We start from the raw sequence: 18,731 nt of genomic DNA on the forward strand, positions 1-18,731 counted from the left end.
TTCTCAATGATGTTTCTAGTCTTAATTCTAATGCTTATATATTTCTATATACGCGCTGTCAATCAATATGTTTATGAACGTAAGTCTAATCCGAAAATTAAACCGTCTTTTCGTATGTTAAATAGGAATCGAACCTTATTAAGTATCATCAATACTTTACTCCAGTATAACTATTTTTATGAACTCTTATCCTTTCGATAAGCGGGTGCAAACATACAAACCTTTTTTGTTTCTGACAAAACTTTTTTTAAAGTTTTTTTTACTTTTTTATAACAGTTTTTGAATCTTAAATAAACCATAGTTTACCTAACAAAAAACTTGCTATAACTACTCGATAACTCACACCTACTCTTACAAGAAAACATGTATTTTACCGAAACAAAAAAGTGTGCTTTTTTTATGATTTTTTTAAAGCAAGTATCTCTAAATACTTACTCCTTTAAAATCCCCGTTTTCAATGAACATCAGCCCCTCGGCTAAGCGGGTGCAAACATACAACCTTTTTCATATTCAGCAATACTTTTTTTGCGTTTTTTTTAACCCAAAGACAGAAAACGCTGATTTAAAAAAAGATAGAATACTAAATTAATAAAAAAACATTTACGAAGAAGTATTTTTCGCCTCTTTTATTATTTAAACAATGCTTTTTTGTTACAAAAAACAGTTTTACTTGTACGAAAACTTTATTTTATTCTTTTTTATCACTCACTTTCGGTATTGCCCACTTATTTCTTAAGTCATAAAAACTAAAATCAAGAGCTGTTTTTTGTTCATCCAGGATATTTGCCTGAAAACTTCGCTGCAAAATATCCTCTATCCAATAATCTTCTTCTACATTTATTGGATCATATCCTTTTTTTAGGGAAATATTAAATAACCTGGCCGTATTATTATACCAAAATGCTTTCCATCCACTACGATGCTCCTTTACCAAATCAAACATAGTAACTCCTGTCTGTCTATGAATTAATTTTACTAAAATCTGCCCCTCTGTACGTGTCAGTTTCTTTAATTCTGCAGTAAATTCTTCTTCCATGTATTTCTGCAGCATTTTTACGTACTTCTTTTTCTTTTTTCTCGTAGTTATTTCGGCTAACCGATCATGAAGCACACCTAACCTATCTGCTGCCAATTTAGCATAAGGATATACTTTTCTTGTTTTCCTTCTTAAGATTAAGTATTTCCTTTTCTCTAGATTATCCTTGAATTTTAGTTTTCCCAGAATAATAACTTCATCAAGGTCAATTGCATCATGTGGTATTGTATCACCTTCTATTATATAATACTGAACATACTGGGTGGTATCTTTGGGGATGATGTTTTCTTCCTGTCCATAAAGTTTGGTTAACAGTGTACATAATACTATACTAAGTACATACTTTATCATAACAGTATTTTTTAATTTCAAAATTACTAATTAAGTAATCGTAAACTATTAAAACTATGTGAATATTATTAATTTCGCATAAAAACATATAGTACGCATGGCAAAAAAAAGTATACTTAATAAAAAATCTTTAGATTTTTTAGAAAAATATCTAAATAATGCTGCTCCTACCGGGTATGAATGGGAAGGGCAAAAAATATGGATGGATTATTTAAAACCATATGTAGATGAGTTTATAACGGACACATACGGTACTGCTGTTGGAGTTATTAATCCTAAAGCTCCATATAAGGTTGTTATAGAAGGGCATGCTGATGAAATTTCCTGGTATGTTAATTACATTACAGATAATGGTCTCATTTATGTTATAAGAAATGGAGGAAGTGACCACCAGATTGCAACTTCTAAAAGAGTTAATATTCACACAAAAAAAGGTATTGTAAAAGGAGTTTTTGGATGGCCAGCTATTCATACCAGAAAAGGTTCTAAAGAACAGGCTCCTACATTGGAAAACATTTGTATTGACGTCGGGTGTAATACCAAAGAAGAAGTATTGGAATTAGGGGTTCACGTAGGTTGTGTAATTACCTACCCTGACGAGTTTTTTATTCTAAATGAAAACAAATTTGTTTGCAGAGCTTTGGACAACCGAATGGGTGGTTTTATGATTGCAGAAGTTGCACGACTTTTAAAAGAAAATAAAAAGGAGCTTCCTTTTGGTTTATACATCACTAATTCTGTACAGGAAGAAATTGGTCTCAGGGGAGCAGAAATGATAACTCATACTATCAAACCAGATGTAGCTATCGTAACTGATGTATGTCATGACACCACAACGCCTATGATTGAAAAGAAAACACAAGGAGAAACAAAAATTGGAGATGGTCCTGTAATTTCTTACGCTCCTGCGGTTCAGAATAAACTAAGAGAACTTCTTATCGATACTGCAGAAAGCAAAAAAATTCCATTTCAGCGAATGGCTTCCAGCAGAATGACAGGTACCGATACTGATGCTTTTGCATATAGTAATGGGGGAGTTGCTTCTGCTTTAATTTCACTTCCACTTCGATACATGCATACCACTGTAGAAATGGTACACCGTGAAGATGTAGAAAATGTTATTTCATTAATTTATGAAAGTTTATTACAAATAAAAGAAGGAGAAACCTTTAGTTATTTTGACTAGGCTTTTCATCGAAAAGAAAATAAAAACGGCTGTAATAATTTTACAGCCGTTTTTATTTTTACAAGGCATTCTCCATAATATCTTTTACAACATCTGGATTTAATAGTGTAGAGGTATCTCCTAGGTTACTTGTATCCTTAGAAGCTATCTTACGAAGAATCCTTCTCATGATTTTACCACTTCTGGTTTTAGGCAGTCCTTCTACAAACTGTACTTTATCTGGTTTTGCGATCGGACCAATGGTATTAGAAACCTGTTCTCTGATCTTGGCACGTAACTCATCATCCCCTATTTGATTCTCATGCAGAGTCACATACGCATATAAGGCAGTTCCTTTTATATCATGAGGGAATCCTACGATTGCTGATTCTGCCACTGATAAATGTTCATTGATTGCGTTTTCTATAGGAGCGGTCCCCAAATTATGCCCAGAAACTATTACCACATCATCAACTCTTCCTGTAATCCTATAATTCCCGGTAGCATCTCTATAAGCCCCATCTCCTGTAAAGTACATTTTATCATATGCAGAGAAATATACATCTTTATAACGCTGATGATCTCCATAAATAGTTCTTGCCATAGAAGGCCATGGATATTTTATAGCTAATCGTCCTTCTGATTTTTGTGATTTAAATGGAATTTCCTTTCCTTCTTCATCCATTAATACTGGTTGAATTCCTGGTAGAGGTAATGTTGCAAAAGTAGGTCGGGTTGGAGTTATTCCTGCCAGAGGAGAAATCATAATCCCTCCGGTTTCTGTCTGCCACCAGGTATCGACAATAGGAGAATTCCCTTTTCCTATATTATCATTATACCAGTGCCATGCCTCATCATTAATAGGCTCTCCTACCGATCCTAATACTTTTAATGAATTCAGGTCGTGTTTATTAACCAGATCCAGTGACTGCTTAGCCAATGCTCGAATAGCAGTTGGCGCTGTATAAAAATGAGTTACATCCAACTTGTCACAAATTTCCCAAAAACGACCATAATCAGGATAGCTTGGCACCCCTTCAAACATAACAGTAGTCACTCCAGCTGCCAAAGGACCATATACTATATAGGAATGTCCTGTAATCCAACCGATATCCGCTGTACACCAATACACATCACTCTTAGGTTTTGATTGGTTTTTTACTCCTGTCGGTGCAAAATGATCACATTGAAAAACATTGGCAAATGTATAGGTCGTATACACCATATACCCTCCTATTGTGTGCACCATTCCTTTAGGTTTTCCTGTTGATCCAGAAGTATACAATATAAAAAGTACATCTTCTGCATCCATTACTTCTGCTGGGCATTCTTTTTCTGCTTTTTGCAACTCTTCAAACCAAAACTTATCACGTCCTGGAGTCATTGGTGTAGGCTCGACCGTCCTTCTATAGACAATAACAGTCTGGACTGTAGGAGTATTTTTCAAGGCTTCATCGCACATTTCTTTCAACTTCACAGGCTTACTTCCTCTATATACTTCATTTGCAGTAATAAGCATCTTACATGATGAATCATTGATTCGGCTAGCAATTGCAGAACTGGAAAAACCTGCAAAAACAATAGAGTGAATAGCTCCAATTCTGGCACATGCTAACATTGCGATAGCTAACTCCGGAATCATCGGCATATAAATACACACCCTATCTCCTTTTTTGATTCCATTGTTCTTTAAAACATTTGCAAAACGAGAAACTTTTACAAAAAGCTGTCTATACGTAATATGGCGAGATTCTTCATCTGGATTATTGGGTTCCCAAATGATCGCTGTTTTATTCCCTAATTTATCTAAGTGGCGATCCAGACAATTCTCCGTGATATTCAGCTTCCCTCCCTGAAACCATTTCACTTCGGGTTTCGTAAAATCCCACTCTAATGTTTTATCCCATTTCTTATGCCAGTAAAATTTTTCTGCGATCGCATCCCAAAATTCTTCTGGGTTTTCTACACTTTTTTGATACGCTTCTTTATACTCTGCAAAAGACCGTAGCTGGAGGGTTTCTCGTACTTCCATGATTTATGTTTTTATGGTTAATTTTTTATTTATGTCTTCAATTTTTCATGAATCAAATTCACGAATGGTTACTTTTTTATAAATAACTCCAGAAGTAGTTCCTGAATCTATCCTAACTTCATCAGATAAGTAATTTTTCTATTTCTGCAATTACTTTTTTGACCGAAAAAGGCTTTGTCAGATACTGGTCTACCCCCATTTCTAACCCTTTTTCTATATCTGAGGTTTTATTTTTAGCCGATAAAAAAACTGTTTTTACTTTTTTTAGTTTCTCGTGTTTTTTTATGTAGGATACGGTCTGATATCCATCTATATTAGGCATCATAATATCCAACAATACGACATCTGGAATTTCTTTTTCTAATAGTTGAATAGCTTCGCTTCCATCTCGAGCTATAAACACTTCGAAATTCTTCTTTTTGAAAGCGTATTCCAGTGACATCACTATATTTGGTTCATCATCTACAATCAATATCTTCTTTTTCATTTATACACATTATCTTTTCTTATAGAAACTCTATTTGGGTAATTCTATGACAAAACACGCTCCTTTTTTATGAGTTTCATCTAACCAAATCGTTCCATTATGTCTTTCTACAATCTGTTTACTAATCGCTAAACCAAACCCACTTCCTGCAGGCTTTTTTATATTTTGATTTTTTGATTGGTAAAATTTATCAAAAATATATCGTCTATCCTCCTTTAATACTCCTTTTCCGTTATCTTTTATCATAATCGCAACAGTTTCTTCTTTTTCCTGAGCTGTAATATTTATTGTTCCGATAGATTCTTCTACAAATTTTATAGCATTTGACAATACATTCACCAATACCTGTAATATTCTGTCTTCATCATAGGTAGCTAATACCCCTCCTTTGGATATCGCATTAGTAATGACAATTTCTTTTTTTTCTGCAATTGCCCGAACACCGTTTATTGCTTTCTTTACTGTCTTTTTAACATTATTCCTCCGTTTATCCAACACTTCTCTTCCCGAGGCTAATTTTTCCAAATCCAAAATATGATGAATCAGTTTGGACAGGCGTTCCGAGTCTTGCAAAATATTTTCTAAAAAACGTTTTTTATACTGCTCTGACATATCATCATCATCTAATAAAACTTCAGTTGCAGCTCGTATTGAGGTGATCGGTGTTTTTAATTCATGAGCCACAGTATCCAAAAACTCATCTTTAAGCTTATCATGAATCATGAGTTCTTCATTGGCTATTTTCAGCTCCTCTGTCAGATCAGTAAGTTCTTTTGATTTTTGCTTTAAAAATTTATTGGTAGAGATGGTTTTTTTATTTTCTTCTACTATTTTGATTACTTCCATATGGGTAACAGGTTCTTCTTTTACCACACTTGCTATTAAGATTCTAGACGAAGCACTCCCTATGCTACCAGTTAATAATTTTTCTGAAAAATTAATTAACCTGGAATCTGCTTTTTCGATTGTTTTGGGCAGGTTGTATTTTAGACAAAAAATATCCATTGCTCTTTTTGTTCGTTCTTCTCCCAAAAACCTGTTTAACACTTTTTTTATATCCGCTACATAAGCTTCCCCTTTCCATATAAATGCGTTCTCCTGCAATGAATTAAAACGGCAATTCACGAACATCTCTGCATAATTTCGTTCTCTGTAATTTACGGTAGTCAACAGAGAAACCGTTAGGTAAATCAGAAGATTAAAAAACATACTCCAAAAGAAAGCATGGGTCACAGGTGTCAGAAAATCAATCCCAAATAATTGATACGGCCGTAGTGATCCTATTCCTAAAAAACCATAATTGATAAAATCTGTTTCTCCTAAAATTGCATCCCAAACAAATGGCAAAATCAATGTGTATAATGTTACTAATGTCCCTCCTATTATTGAGGACTTTGCTGCAATAGCAGATCCTCTGTTCCAATACAATCCTATAAAAAAAGAAGGTGCTAATTGTGCTATCACCACAAATGAAATTTGTCCGATAGAAAATAACGATAACTGGATATTAAAGTTTATATAAAACAAATAAGCCCCTACTATTAATGAAAAAATAGCAATCCGTCTAATATTCTTTATATAGTTAGCGTTACGTTCGGGTTTATTCTGACTGAATTTATCCAAAAAACCATATGGAATAATCAGATTATTACTAAGCATTGTAGACAAAGCCAATGTAGAAACTACAACCATTGAGATAACAGCTGAGAATCCTCCTAAAAAAACCAGAGTAGCTAAAAACACATTCCCATTTTGCAAGGGTAACAGTAACGTATAATAATCTGGGTTTACAGCTTCTGATAACTTTAACTTTCCTCCCCACGCAATAAAAATGACAAATACATTAAATAATAACAGATAAAGAGGAAACATCCATATTGCCTTTTTGAGATGTTTTTCTGTCGTATTTTCTATAATAGATACCTGAAATTGTCTAGGTAATAAAAAAATAGCAAAAAAGGATAGCCCAATCATTAAGCCCCAGTTAATCCCTGACTCTAACGTATCAAATGTTATTAATTTTTCGAAGTTCGCTGTTTTGGCTATTTTCTCATAAATATCAGTTGTTCCATCGAATAAGAAAAAGGTTACATATCCTCCTATAATTAAAAAAAATAATAATTTAATTACAGATTCAAAGGCTACTGAAAAAACAATTCCCCTTCTTCTAGAAGTAGCATCCGTAGCTTGTGTTCCAAAAAAAGCAGCGAATACTGCTAATAGAACCGCAATGTAAAAGGTAGAATCTTTTAGAATAGAGGATGACGAGTGAATGAGATTATCTGAAAGAATCGCGAACGTTTCTGAAATAGCTTTTAATTGTAACGAAATATAAGGTAATACACCTAATAAGCAGATAACTGTTACTAAAGCTCCCAAAAATCGATTATTCCCATATCGCAGTGAAATAAAATCTGCAATACTAGAGACTTTATGTTGTTTCGCTATAAATATCACTTTTTTTAGTAAAACAATCCAGAGCGGAAAAGCTATTACCGGTCCTAAATAAGTGGTTAAAAAGCTAACTCCTGATGTAGATGCAATCCCGACACTACCATAATAAGTCCAGGCAGAACAATATACTGCTAATGATAAGGTATACACATAAGGGTTATTAATCCAATTACTTTTTGCCTTTTTCTCTGCCCAGAAAGCAATCCCGAAAAGAAATAACAGGTATGCTACAATTATACATATTAGAAAATAACTATTCATAATACTTATTTAGTACTATTGCGGAAATCAATATAGCAATTGCCCAACATGCAAACAGAAAAAAATAAAGTTTTGGGAACCCTAATACTTGCCCAGATTCATTAAAAACAAATACTAAAGGTATATTGATCAAAAAGAACAATGTCAGGGATAATACGACTAATTTTTGTTGATGCCTTTTCTTCACTCAGTTTTATTTGAAAGTGCCAGTTTGATTTATGCTAGCTTAAAATAATCATTTTTTATCTTTTATAATAACATAACACTTCGAAGCTTTGAGGACACCTCGAAGTGTTTTTATTTTTTAATGATGAGAAGCTTCTCCTGCCCCACTTGGAATTCTTATATTTTCGACTATTTCCTGTACTTCTTCAGGGGGAGCTGTCGTCAGATGGCACACTACTAATGACACAACAAAATTGACAACCATAGCCACGGCTCCAAAGCCTTCTGGTGAAATTCCAAACCACCATTCACTGGACGGAGGCAAGGTGTCATCGAACCACCCTAGTTTATATTTGATCATATACAGAAGCATACATAATATCCCAATCACCATTCCTGCGATCGCTCCTTCTTTATTCATTCGCTTATAAAATATTCCTAATACAATCGCCGGGAAAAAAGAAGCTGCTGCCAGACCAAAGGCTAGAGCAACCACAGCAGCTACAAATCCCGGCGGATTAATTCCAAAATATCCTGCTACACAAACTGCAGCAACTGCAGAAAGACGCGCTGCTACCAGCTCTCCTTTTTCTGATATATCTGGTTTAATCATTTTCTTTATTAAATCATGAGAGACCGAAGAAGAAATCACTAGTAACAATCCCGCTGCTGTAGACAATGCAGCAGCTAATCCTCCTGCGGCTACCAAAGCAATTACCCAATTAGGAAGATTTGCTATTTCCGGATTAGCTAATACCATAATATCTCGATCGACAAATAGCTCATTTTTAGTAGCCGGATTTATGTTAGTAATTACTCGTTCTCCTGAAGTCCCCCTGTTTTTCCCGTCAAAAACAGGTTTGTTTTTGTTTCCTTTTACTGCATGTCCGCTAAAGTATTGTACTTGCCCATCTCCATTTTTATCTGTCCAGCCCAACAATCCTGTATCTTCCCAGTTTTTAAACCAGGTAGGAAGTGCTTCGTATTTTTTGTTATGAACTGATTCTATCAAATTAGTTTTAGAAAATACTGCTACAGCTGGTGCAGTCGTATACAAAATAGCAATTAGCAACAACGCATACCCAGCAGATTTCCTGGCATCTCTAACTCTTTTTACCGTAAAAAAACGAACAATTACATGCGGTAATCCTGCTGTTCCAACCATCAAGGCCAAGGTAATTGCAAATACATCTAAAGTTGATTTAGAACCTTCTGTATATGCAGAGAATCCAAGTTCTGTACTCAACCCATCTAACTTATCCAATAAGTAAGTACCAGAACCATCAGAAACGGTATCTCCAAACCCCAATTGTGGAATCGGGTTTCCGGTCATTTGAATAGAAATAAATATTGCCGGGACCATAAAAGCAAAAATCAAGACACAGTATTGAGCTACTTGTGTATATGTTATTCCTTTCATCCCTCCTAATACAGCATAAAACAATACGATAATCATCCCGATAATCACTCCTGTATTTATATCAACTTCTAAGAATCTAGAAAACACAATTCCCACTCCTCTCATTTGCCCTGCTACATAGGTAAAAGATACTAACAAGGCACAAAATACAGCAACGGATCTAGCCGTTTTTGAGTAATATCTATCCCCAATAAAATCAGGCACTGTAAATTTTCCAAATTTTCTGAGATAAGGGGCTAATAATAATGCCAGTAATACATATCCTCCGGTCCATCCCATGAGATATACTGCTCCATCATACCCTGCAAATGCAATGATTCCTGCCATTGAGATAAAGGAAGCTGCACTCATCCAATCAGCTGCCGTCGCCATTCCATTAGCCAAAGGAGAGACCCCTCCTCCTGCTACATAAAACTCTTTTGTAGATCCTGCTCTGGACCAAATTGCAATTCCTATATATAAAGCAAAGGTCAACCCTACGAGGACATACGTCCATATTTGAACACTCATATCTTTTCTTTTTTTGTTTTGTTATTTTTTCGTTTTATCAGCCATTAAATCTTTATCGTACCCGTACTTTTTGTCTAATTTGTTCATCAATCGTACATAAACAAAAATCAAGATTACGAATACATAGATAGATCCTTGCTGAGCAAACCAAAATCCCAACCTAAAACCTCCCAGACGTATTTCGTTTAACGCATCCTTAAATAAAATTCCTGCTCCGTATGAGACCAGAAACCATATCGCTAGCAATAGAAAAAGATATTTAACATTCTCTTTCCAATAAGCTTTTGCTTTTTTCTTTTCTTCTGACATTGTGTGTAATTTTTATAAATAAATCATTGCTTGTAGGGTCACTACTCCTGTATCTGTGTTGTTTCCGTATTTTGTATTCTTATACTCCAAGGTTATTTTTGAATTGTGTCCACTGATATACGCATTGGTTCCCAGCCCTAAAGTACTGGCATTATCATCGATTGCATCGATACTTCTATTACTATAGGATACATAAGGCTGAAACTTTAGTTTTTTGTCCTTTAGTGGTATTACATATCCCACATGACCATACAGCATCGCCCCTGTTTCATAGGTTTGCCCTAAAGTGTAATCTTTTCCGTAATCATTATTTTGATAGGTTGCATACACTGTTAGCGCATTTCCCTTTTCTCCTATCGGAGCATCATAGAATGCATCTACTGCAAATATGGATACATCTTCCCCTGATAATGTTCCATCTGTTTCTGCCAATACACTCCCATCAGGGTGAAAGAAAAAACCAGCTCCTACGGTGAATACTTTTTTGCTCCCCAGATATGACCCGACCTTATAAGGCAATGAGTTCGATTCCTGATCTAAAAAGTGATAATCAAAATATCCTGCATAATTTTTTCCGGCATCTCTGGATCCCAGAAGTCTTCTTCCTGCATATACTGCAGCACCCCCTGCAACCGGCTCTACAGTTTCCTGAAGGTTGTTACTTACCGACTCATTAATTGCAATACGATATTGCAATCTTCCTATTGCTCCCTTTGCATAAATACCTATATGACGAGCAAACTGATCCGAAAGCCCAATAGTAGCCCAAGATTGCCTATTATTATCCAAGGTCATCATATTCAGAGTACTTTGATTATTCAATCTGGAAATTCCATTCCAATAATGTAATCCCCCTCCTATCGCATGTTTTGCTCCCAGACTATATTGTCCCCACATTCCATGAAGAAAAAGTTGAGAGTTCCCTTCTAATCCCGTAGGGGATTGATTTTCTGCATTTAAACTATTTAATCCAAAATGGGTAAGAATCAAAAAGTCTTTATTAATCTGAGAATACATAAGAATCCTCGCTCTTCTGATACTAAAATTTGTTTTACTTACATCATCAGGAACCTTATCTGTATGTGTAGCCCAAAATTGAGCCCAAGAGATTATTCTGAAAAACTTAGATCCATCTTCATTAAATTTTACTTTATAGCCTCCATTGTAATCCGGAGAACCTTGTGAAAAACCAAAATGAAAAACGAATCCTAAGAGTAGCAGTATATATAAATGTTTTCGCATGTCTTTAGAATTTGATTTGTATGTTTTAGATTCTAGCTAGAATACTCTTGTGTACTTCATAAAATTCTAAAAATTATATACTGAAATAAAAATTGATATAGTTTTTTGTTAATTACTATAGTTATTCTTTAAACCTTTCCCATTTAATAAGCATAAATTTATCTCCTAATTCCGTAACGATAACCCCAGCTCCTTTTACATTATCCGTATTCATAAAATACCTGGAAAGCTCATCACTATTCAAAATTTTATAGGTTGGGTGATAGTTTGTACTTTGTGGACGCTTCACATTATACTTTTTTACCCAATTCATAATACTAACATGAGAAATCCCTAAAATACGTTCTATTTCTCTATAGGTTAGCCCTTCCAAATGTAATTGTAAAGCTTTATTAACATAGTAATCATCAATCTTTTTCCCCAACTTATTTACGGTAAAATAGTAGTTGCATTTTTTACACTTATATCGCTGTCTATTGGCTATAACACCACTTTTTATATACTCTTTGGCATTACAATTTGGGCATGAATTAATGGACATATATATTAATTTTGCATAAATATACTAATTTAGCAATAATAAATATTCATAATTTAACCTCAATAACTAACGAATACACAATAACAACCACAAAAAACAGTATAATTCACAGTATTAAATGTATTTTTATACAAAATCAAAACTCTACATTATACTTAAGTTACCATGGCAGATGAATGGATAGATGTACTAGATCAAAAAGGGAATCTGACTCACAAAAAGATTCTTAAATCCGAAGCACACAAGTTGGGGGTATTTCATCAAAGCGTCCATCTATGGTTGTATACTTCTACAGGAAATCTTTTACTGCAAAAAAGAGCTCCAGCAAAAGATACATACCCTGGTCTATGGGACGTTTCTGTTGCAGGACATATTTCTTATCAGGAAGCTCCAATGAAGGCAGCTCTGAGAGAATCTAGAGAAGAGTTAGGGATTATGCTTCAAGAAAGTAATTTATCTTTTATAGGGACTTTTAAATCCATGATGTCACCTAGTGATAATATAATAGACAATGAATTTCATCGTATTTATATTTCCGAATTTTTAGGAAAAATTTCTGAGTTACAACTTCAAAAAGAGGAAGTATCCCAAGTAAAATTAATTCCTATAAAAACTTTATATGCACATGTAATGAGTGAACGTATCTCAAAAGAATATGTGCCACATGGACCTACTTATTATAATTTTATCTTAAAAGAAATTACAAATAAGTTAAAGTAATACTTCGATCATATTTAACTATTACTTTTAGCTTTTTTAACAACAAAACTATAGTATTTTTGTATTACAAAATTTAAAACAATAAATAAAAACTATGAACAATACTCATTTACAGACATCAGAAAAATTGAATGTCCTATTAGCTGACTATCATTTATACTATCAGAAGTTAAGAAACTTTCACTGGAACGTTACCGGTTCTAATTTTTTTGAACTACATCTAAAATTTGAAGAACTTTATGAAGATGCTAAACTAAAAATTGACGAAATTGCAGAACGAATTTTAACATTAAGGGTTATAAAGCCTATTAGTAATTTCAGTGACTACTTAGCCGCTTCTAATATCAAAGAATCGAATTCTGATTTAAAAGATGTAGAGATGGTATCTACGATTCTGAGAGATCAGGATATTCTTATTAAACAATTGAGAATAGTTGCCAAAAGTGCTGAAGAAGCTGAGGATGACGGAACCTTGGATTTTGTAGGAACTTATATTGGTGAATTAGAAAAAACCAGCTGGATGCTTAATGCATGGAATCAACAAAATTAAACATTTCAATACTTGCTCTTTTTATTAGTCTTATCACCTTAGTGGGATGTACTAAAAACCGAGTTATTCAGAAAATAAAAAAACTACCAGGTATTTCTAAGGAAATATCTGGTATCACTTTATTCCCTTCGCAGGAATATCTCTATACAATTAATGACTCAGGTAATGACAACACTGTAATCATATTTACTTCTGAAGGGGATTTTATTGATGAATTCGTAATTCCTGGTACGACAAATATCGATTGGGAAGATATTAGTTATGATCATTATAACAATTTATATATAGGGGATTTTGGTAATAACGATAATGACAGAAAAGACCTGGTTATTTACAAAGTATCAGACCCTCTGAAAGGAAAAAGTACTGTTTCTGAAATAAAATTCTCTCTGGAAGATCAATTAAAGTTCCCTCCTAAAAAGAAAAACAGAAATTTTGATATAGAAGCATGTATTTACCTTAACGGAAACCTCTACCTATTTACGAAAAACAGATCTTCTCACTTTGATGGAACTACGAAACTCTATACTGTTCCAGCAATCCCCGGAACTCATACTGCTCAATTAGTTGCTACATTTAAAACCTGTGAGTATAGCAATCGTTGTTTTATTACGGCTGCTGCCGTCAATCATGCTCAGAACAAAATCGTATTGTTAACGTATGATATGATTTTTGTGTTAACGGATTTTAAACTCCCCAACGTATTTAATGGTTCAATACAAACAAAAGAGCTTAATCATTTTTCTCAAAAGGAAGGAGTTACTTTTTTAAACGATACTACCTTACTTGTTACAGATGAAAAAAATGGAAAAAACACCGGCTTTCTTTATAAAGTAGAACTATAAATATCTACAAGTATAAAGACTTGTCACCACCTTCCCTTTCTCAAACACACATTAAAAAGCTACAAATCAACAATATAAGTTATTAACAATAAGTAAAAACTGTTCATTTCTTCTCTATTCCTTATATCAAAGCGTTAACGCTTCATTTAATTGTAGTAAAAAACCTACTTATAAACATTATTTCAACGACAAAAAACTACATATGTAGGATAAAAATTACAAAAACTCGTTTTTTTTTAGTAAATTAGAGAAGCTTACCCGCTTAAGCTCCAAACAACAACATACTAACCCCAAAACCATAAACCTATGAAAATAAACTACATACCCCTATTCGTTTTTTTATGCTGTTTTTCTGCTGTTATTTTTTCTCAACAGAAAGCTTCTGTATTGCCTGTCATCATATCAGAAAACATGATATTGACCAAAAATACAATGTATACTTTTGAAAATAATATTACTATAATTAATAATGCAATCCTGACAATAGAAGAGGGTGTCACTTTTAAAAACCCTAAAAAAGCGTCTATTACTTTTTTTGTAGAAGGAGGCTCTAAAGTTGTTGCTTCTGGTTCTTATCAAAATCCTATTTCTGTAATAACAGATAAAAATACGGACCGGTCGACGATTACAGTTACTTCTATATCAGGAAAAGATATGAATGGATCAGCCCCTTTTTCATCCTATTCATACAATAAGATAGAAAATCCTACGATTTTGATCAATACAAATACAGCGCCGGAAAGAATTGCATCTAGCGTTTCTGGCGATTTTTGAAATGTAACGTGTTGTTTTTAGAATTAGCCCCTAAATCTGTAATGTTACGAAGTTCCTAATACGATACTAAATCCTCATACCTGTATTAGGAACTTTTTTATGTTTATATTTTAAGACCGAATCCAAAAGAAAATCGCAATCCTTCAGCTCCATTAAACAAATTCACAGTACCACTTAACATATCTAAACTACTGATCCAGAAACCTCCTCCATAATCATTGTGCCATTTATCGGAATAGTCGCTATCATCCACCCAAACTCTCCCCAGATCAACTCCTGCAAAAATTCCAAATTGTAAGGGAGCAACTCTTGTTTTGAATTGATTAAAGCTATACCTGAGGTCCATTGTAGTTGCTAAAGAACGTTGTCCTGAAAATCGTTGATTTCTATACCCTCTCATTCCGGTAGTTTGTCCCAGTTGAGCAGATTGATAGAACTCATAATCTTTTCCCAGATTTACTTGTCCCTGCGCTATTGTTTTTAAAACCAATTTTCTATTTCTACTTATTGCATTATAAAATCCCAGATAGGGTTTTATATACACAAAACCTTTATTCCAATCATCTACATGAGCAGTCCCTCCTACATTGATTTCAAACTTCATTCCATTAGTTGGATTTACTACAACATCGTAGCTTTCATATTTATAAATCCCATCGGCACTTAAAAAGTATTTCCTATCATAGAACTCAGGATCTATTGCTTCAAAAACAGGATTCCCTATAAATCTGTTTTCTATTTTATCAACTTCAATACCTTCAAAAATAGCTTTATAAGAGAAATACCCTCCATATTCTCCTGTCTTTACTGCCCCAGCTTCTACCCCCAGCTTACTTATTTTAACCCTATTAAAATCCATTTCGAGTACTTCATCATTGTTGATGGTTTCATTCCCCATCCCGAAAAAGTTTTTGCTAAAATTAGGACTGGTAAAAAAACCTCCTATTAGTAAATTGTATTTCCCTAACACTCCGGCAAATTGTCCCTCATAGGAAATATCAAATCCATTCGTAGCAAAGTAATAACCTGCTTTTACTGTATGTTTGGTTGTAAAAGGATTCCTGTTAAACCCTTTTACCTGAAAACTATTCGCAAAACCAATATTAATCCCATCATCTGGGTTATATCCTACCCCTGGGGTCAATGTATTTATTTTTGCTATCTCCTTGTTCTTATCGAATGAATTCACTTCATAATCATCTGTAAAACGGATGGTCGCTCCTCCCTTCTTTTCCAGTGTATTTTTTTTCGTTTTATGATCATATACTGTAAGTCTTTTTCCGTTTTCGATCCTGTATTTATCATTATTTTGTCCTCCTATAATTCGTATATAAATCAGGTTGTTCCCTTTCCCATGAACATGAAATACATCTTCATCATCTAACCCATAAATCCAGATCTCTTTCGTATCTTTCTTCCTATAGATTCGCTGACTTACTAAATCGCTTTTTTCTCCATTCTTAATTCTATAAACTCCAATCTTCGTCTCTCCGTTTTTTCTTCGTTCAATATCTATAAAATCATCTTTATCTGTTCCGGTAATAATTTCTAACGTGGATAAATAATCATAATACTGATCTGCAATGGTATGTAAGATCTTCTTTCTTCCTTTTAATTTTCTTTTTATATCCTCAGCAGAAGCCCCTTTAGCAACAGGAGGCAATTTATCAAATGCCACTTCTATAATAGAATCTGTGAGATGTTCCTGAATATATTTTGCTTGTTTTATCCATTCTTCTCTTCCACTGCTTTGGATAAAGGTTCTATCTAATTTTAATCCGGAAATATTAAGCCATTTTACACTTCTGGGTTTCTCATCATATACCTGGAATTTATTGAACATTCCTACCATTCCTTTTACGGCACTTATAAATGCACCATCAAAATTAGAAAATGCCTGGTCTCTGTCTCTGGGAATCGGTCGATAGATTCTATCTCCGTTCTCTTGCTTAAACTCTGACCATCTCCACTGATCCTGATGGCGATCCCAATCCCCAATTAACATATCAAACATTCTGGCTTTTATAAAAGCAGGCTCATCAATTTTATATTTTTCATCTTTTCTAAGTCTTTCATATACATCTGCCGTACTTCGAATGTTATCCGGATACCCAAAAGACGCTACGTTTTTCTGTTTTTTTTCTGGTCGTTCTTCAATAGTACATAATTCATCTCCATAATGAAGATTGTACTTTCCTAAAGCTTTCTGTTTAGGCAGGTAAAATACTTTGGGATTAGAGTGATATACTCCTACAGCATCTGATAATTCCGGTATCATTGTAAATACATATGGGTGTGCTGAGGTATAAAAATCCTGAAGAACATCTTCTGAAATGGTATTTTCTAATTCATGTTCCACATATTTATCCTTAAAGGCATTAGCCTGTAAAAACTGAACCCCGCTCTTTTTTAATGCGCGAAGGCTATATTGTTTCCCGTCTTTATCTTCCAGTCTCAAAGAGCGTGTTTGATGCCCCCCTCCTTTTCTTATTACTTTTAGTCCTCCATACAATGTGTCCAATACTGCAACCGGAGCTTCTATTTCTTTTCCATACAATGCTCTATAATGCTCTCCCCAAATACTCTTATAAAATCCTGTTCTCTCTGTTCCTTCAAAGTTATAAATGGACGCTTTCTTTGTTTTGGGAAAATTCGTTGCTAATTCATGAGTATGCTTTTCTTTCTTTCTATATACTTCTTTTTTATATAGTAAGGTGGCTGATCCTGTTCCATTATCTCCATAAAATGAAACCCACGAAGCTCCATCTTTATAAATATCCAATCTAGCAAACCCATCTCCTGCATAAGCAAAAAGCCCATCATTTCTCAATCCTGCATAGGTAACTTTAGACCCGGAACCAGCGATTATTTGCTTTACTTTATCGTGTTCTATATATTGCAGTGAATGCTCATGTCCAGACACAAAAATAACTCTATCAATATCAGAGGCTAATGCTCCCAGCCTTCTTGCCAGATATTTATACTTCTTATTTTGTATATCCTGACTAGAAACCCCTCCTGTAGTTCTTAACTGCATCGCTAACGAACCTAAAATCGGCATTGGAATTTTACTTTTTCCTGGATACAGGTGCCTCTTTAATGCATATTTTCCTCCGTGAATTCCATTGGAATACAAAGGATGATGTAATGCTACTACAATCGTTTTTTCCTGGTATTTTTTTAGCTGACTCTCGAATTCCGCAAAAAATGAATCTCTGGATTTGATTTCCGGACAATTGTCATTGATCGTAGGATGCTCATCCCAATCTTCTAAATACCATTGCGTGTCTACTAGCAACAGTTGTATCTCTTCATTTACTTTTACACTCTCTATAGCACATCCTCCACTAGGTCTGAACGCATCTCTTCCTGCCAATGCTTTCTCTATATATTTTTCCTGACGTTGTACTCCTTTTACACCGTCGATATACCAATCGTGATTTCCAGGAATAAAGAAGCTTTCTCCTTTGAATGTTTTAGCTAAATTGATTTGATTGTTTATACGGTGTTCTGATTGTTTCCGAGAGGTCTCTTTTTTTGATGGCATTCCTGCAGGATATATATTATCTCCCAGAAACAGCATATACCCATCGGCTGGATTATTTTCCTGTAAATATGACTCTAAGAGTAAAATCCCCTTTGTGTTTTGATCAGGACTTGCATACCCTGCATCTCCTATAAAAAAGAATGTCTTATCTATAACTCCATCGTAATCAACCTTCTTATATGCATCTCTATACTTCGGCTTGTAAAATTCACAACTGAATAAAAACAAACTGAGAAAAACAGCTAGAATAATATTATTTTTTTTCATCTCTTATGGTTGATATTTTTTTAATATTGTAATTTGGCACTTATAAATAAAAGGT

The 18,731-nt window shown here is 34.1% G+C and carries 14 protein-coding genes; 5 read left to right on the top strand and 9 right to left on the bottom strand.

Going from position 1 to position 18,731, the window contains the following annotated elements; all coding sequences use genetic code 11:
- Positions 1-688: 688 nt before the first annotated feature.
- Positions 689-1,387, bottom strand: coding sequence for a DUF4294 domain-containing protein (locus ACFSTE_RS21155; protein ID WP_176030721.1), 699 nt, complete (start codon positions 1,385-1,387; stop codon positions 689-691).
- 97 nt (positions 1,388-1,484) lie between these two features.
- On the opposite strand from ACFSTE_RS21155, the gene ACFSTE_RS21160 reads away from it, so the two are divergent.
- The gene (locus ACFSTE_RS21160) at positions 1,485-2,573 is read left to right on the top strand and encodes a M42 family metallopeptidase (RefSeq protein WP_176030722.1); all 1,089 of its coding nucleotides are present in this window, start codon (positions 1,485-1,487) and stop codon (positions 2,571-2,573) included.
- A gap of 58 nt (positions 2,574-2,631) precedes the next feature.
- Here the strand turns inward: ACFSTE_RS21160 and acs are convergent, their stop codons facing one another.
- From acs to ACFSTE_RS21195, 7 genes are all read right to left on the bottom strand, one after another.
- Complete coding sequence (acs, locus tag ACFSTE_RS21165) at positions 2,632-4,584, bottom strand: acetate--CoA ligase (protein ID WP_378254238.1); 1,953 nt, start codon at positions 4,582-4,584, stop codon at positions 2,632-2,634.
- A 121-nt stretch (positions 4,585-4,705) separates the two neighbouring features.
- Positions 4,706-5,071 (bottom strand): response regulator transcription factor, encoded by a 366-nt coding sequence (locus ACFSTE_RS21170; protein WP_176030724.1) that lies wholly within the window; start codon positions 5,069-5,071, stop codon positions 4,706-4,708.
- A gap of 30 nt (positions 5,072-5,101) precedes the next feature.
- On the bottom strand, positions 5,102-7,786 hold the full coding sequence (locus ACFSTE_RS21175) for an ATP-binding protein (protein ID WP_378254236.1): 2,685 nt from the start codon (positions 7,784-7,786) through the stop codon (positions 5,102-5,104).
- Positions 7,787-8,090: 304 nt separating this feature from the next.
- Positions 8,091-9,881 (bottom strand): sodium:solute symporter family protein, encoded by a 1,791-nt coding sequence (locus ACFSTE_RS21180; protein ID WP_176030726.1) that lies wholly within the window; start codon positions 9,879-9,881, stop codon positions 8,091-8,093.
- A 21-nt stretch (positions 9,882-9,902) separates the two neighbouring features.
- Positions 9,903-10,190: a DUF4212 domain-containing protein gene (locus ACFSTE_RS21185; protein ID WP_176030727.1), complete on the bottom strand. Its 288-nt coding sequence runs from the start codon at positions 10,188-10,190 to the stop codon at positions 9,903-9,905.
- Between the two features lie 12 nt (positions 10,191-10,202).
- Positions 10,203-11,432, bottom strand: coding sequence for a hypothetical protein (locus ACFSTE_RS21190; RefSeq protein ID WP_176030728.1), 1,230 nt, complete (start codon positions 11,430-11,432; stop codon positions 10,203-10,205).
- A 121-nt stretch (positions 11,433-11,553) separates the two neighbouring features.
- A complete protein-coding gene (locus tag ACFSTE_RS21195; RefSeq protein ID WP_378254234.1) occupies positions 11,554-11,973 on the bottom strand; it encodes an IS1/IS1595 family N-terminal zinc-binding domain-containing protein in 420 nt (139 codons plus the stop codon).
- Between the two features lie 165 nt (positions 11,974-12,138).
- On the opposite strand from ACFSTE_RS21195, the gene ACFSTE_RS21200 reads away from it, so the two are divergent.
- The 4 genes from ACFSTE_RS21200 (at position 12,139) to ACFSTE_RS21215 (ending at position 14,862) form a co-directional block, all read left to right on the top strand.
- A complete protein-coding gene (locus ACFSTE_RS21200; protein ID WP_378254232.1) occupies positions 12,139-12,693 on the top strand; it encodes an NUDIX hydrolase in 555 nt (184 codons plus the stop codon).
- 94 nt (positions 12,694-12,787) lie between these two features.
- Positions 12,788-13,243 (top strand): Dps family protein, encoded by a 456-nt coding sequence (locus ACFSTE_RS21205; protein ID WP_378254230.1) that lies wholly within the window; start codon positions 12,788-12,790, stop codon positions 13,241-13,243.
- A complete protein-coding gene (locus tag ACFSTE_RS21210; protein WP_378254229.1) occupies positions 13,225-14,088 on the top strand; it encodes an SdiA-regulated domain-containing protein in 864 nt (287 codons plus the stop codon). The genes ACFSTE_RS21205 and ACFSTE_RS21210 overlap by 19 nt, the downstream gene beginning before the upstream one ends.
- Before the next feature lie 306 nt (positions 14,089-14,394).
- Positions 14,395-14,862: a hypothetical protein gene (locus tag ACFSTE_RS21215; RefSeq protein WP_176030733.1), complete on the top strand. Its 468-nt coding sequence runs from the start codon at positions 14,395-14,397 to the stop codon at positions 14,860-14,862.
- 103 nt (positions 14,863-14,965) lie between these two features.
- Here ACFSTE_RS21215 and ACFSTE_RS21220 read toward each other — a convergent pair whose 3' ends face one another.
- A complete protein-coding gene (locus ACFSTE_RS21220; RefSeq protein WP_378254227.1) occupies positions 14,966-18,676 on the bottom strand; it encodes a metallophosphoesterase in 3,711 nt (1,236 codons plus the stop codon).
- Positions 18,677-18,731: the final 55 nt, after the last annotated feature.

It is taken from the genome of Aquimarina hainanensis (assembly GCF_042684685.1).
Classification (GTDB): domain Bacteria; phylum Bacteroidota; class Bacteroidia; order Flavobacteriales; family Flavobacteriaceae; genus Aquimarina; species Aquimarina hainanensis.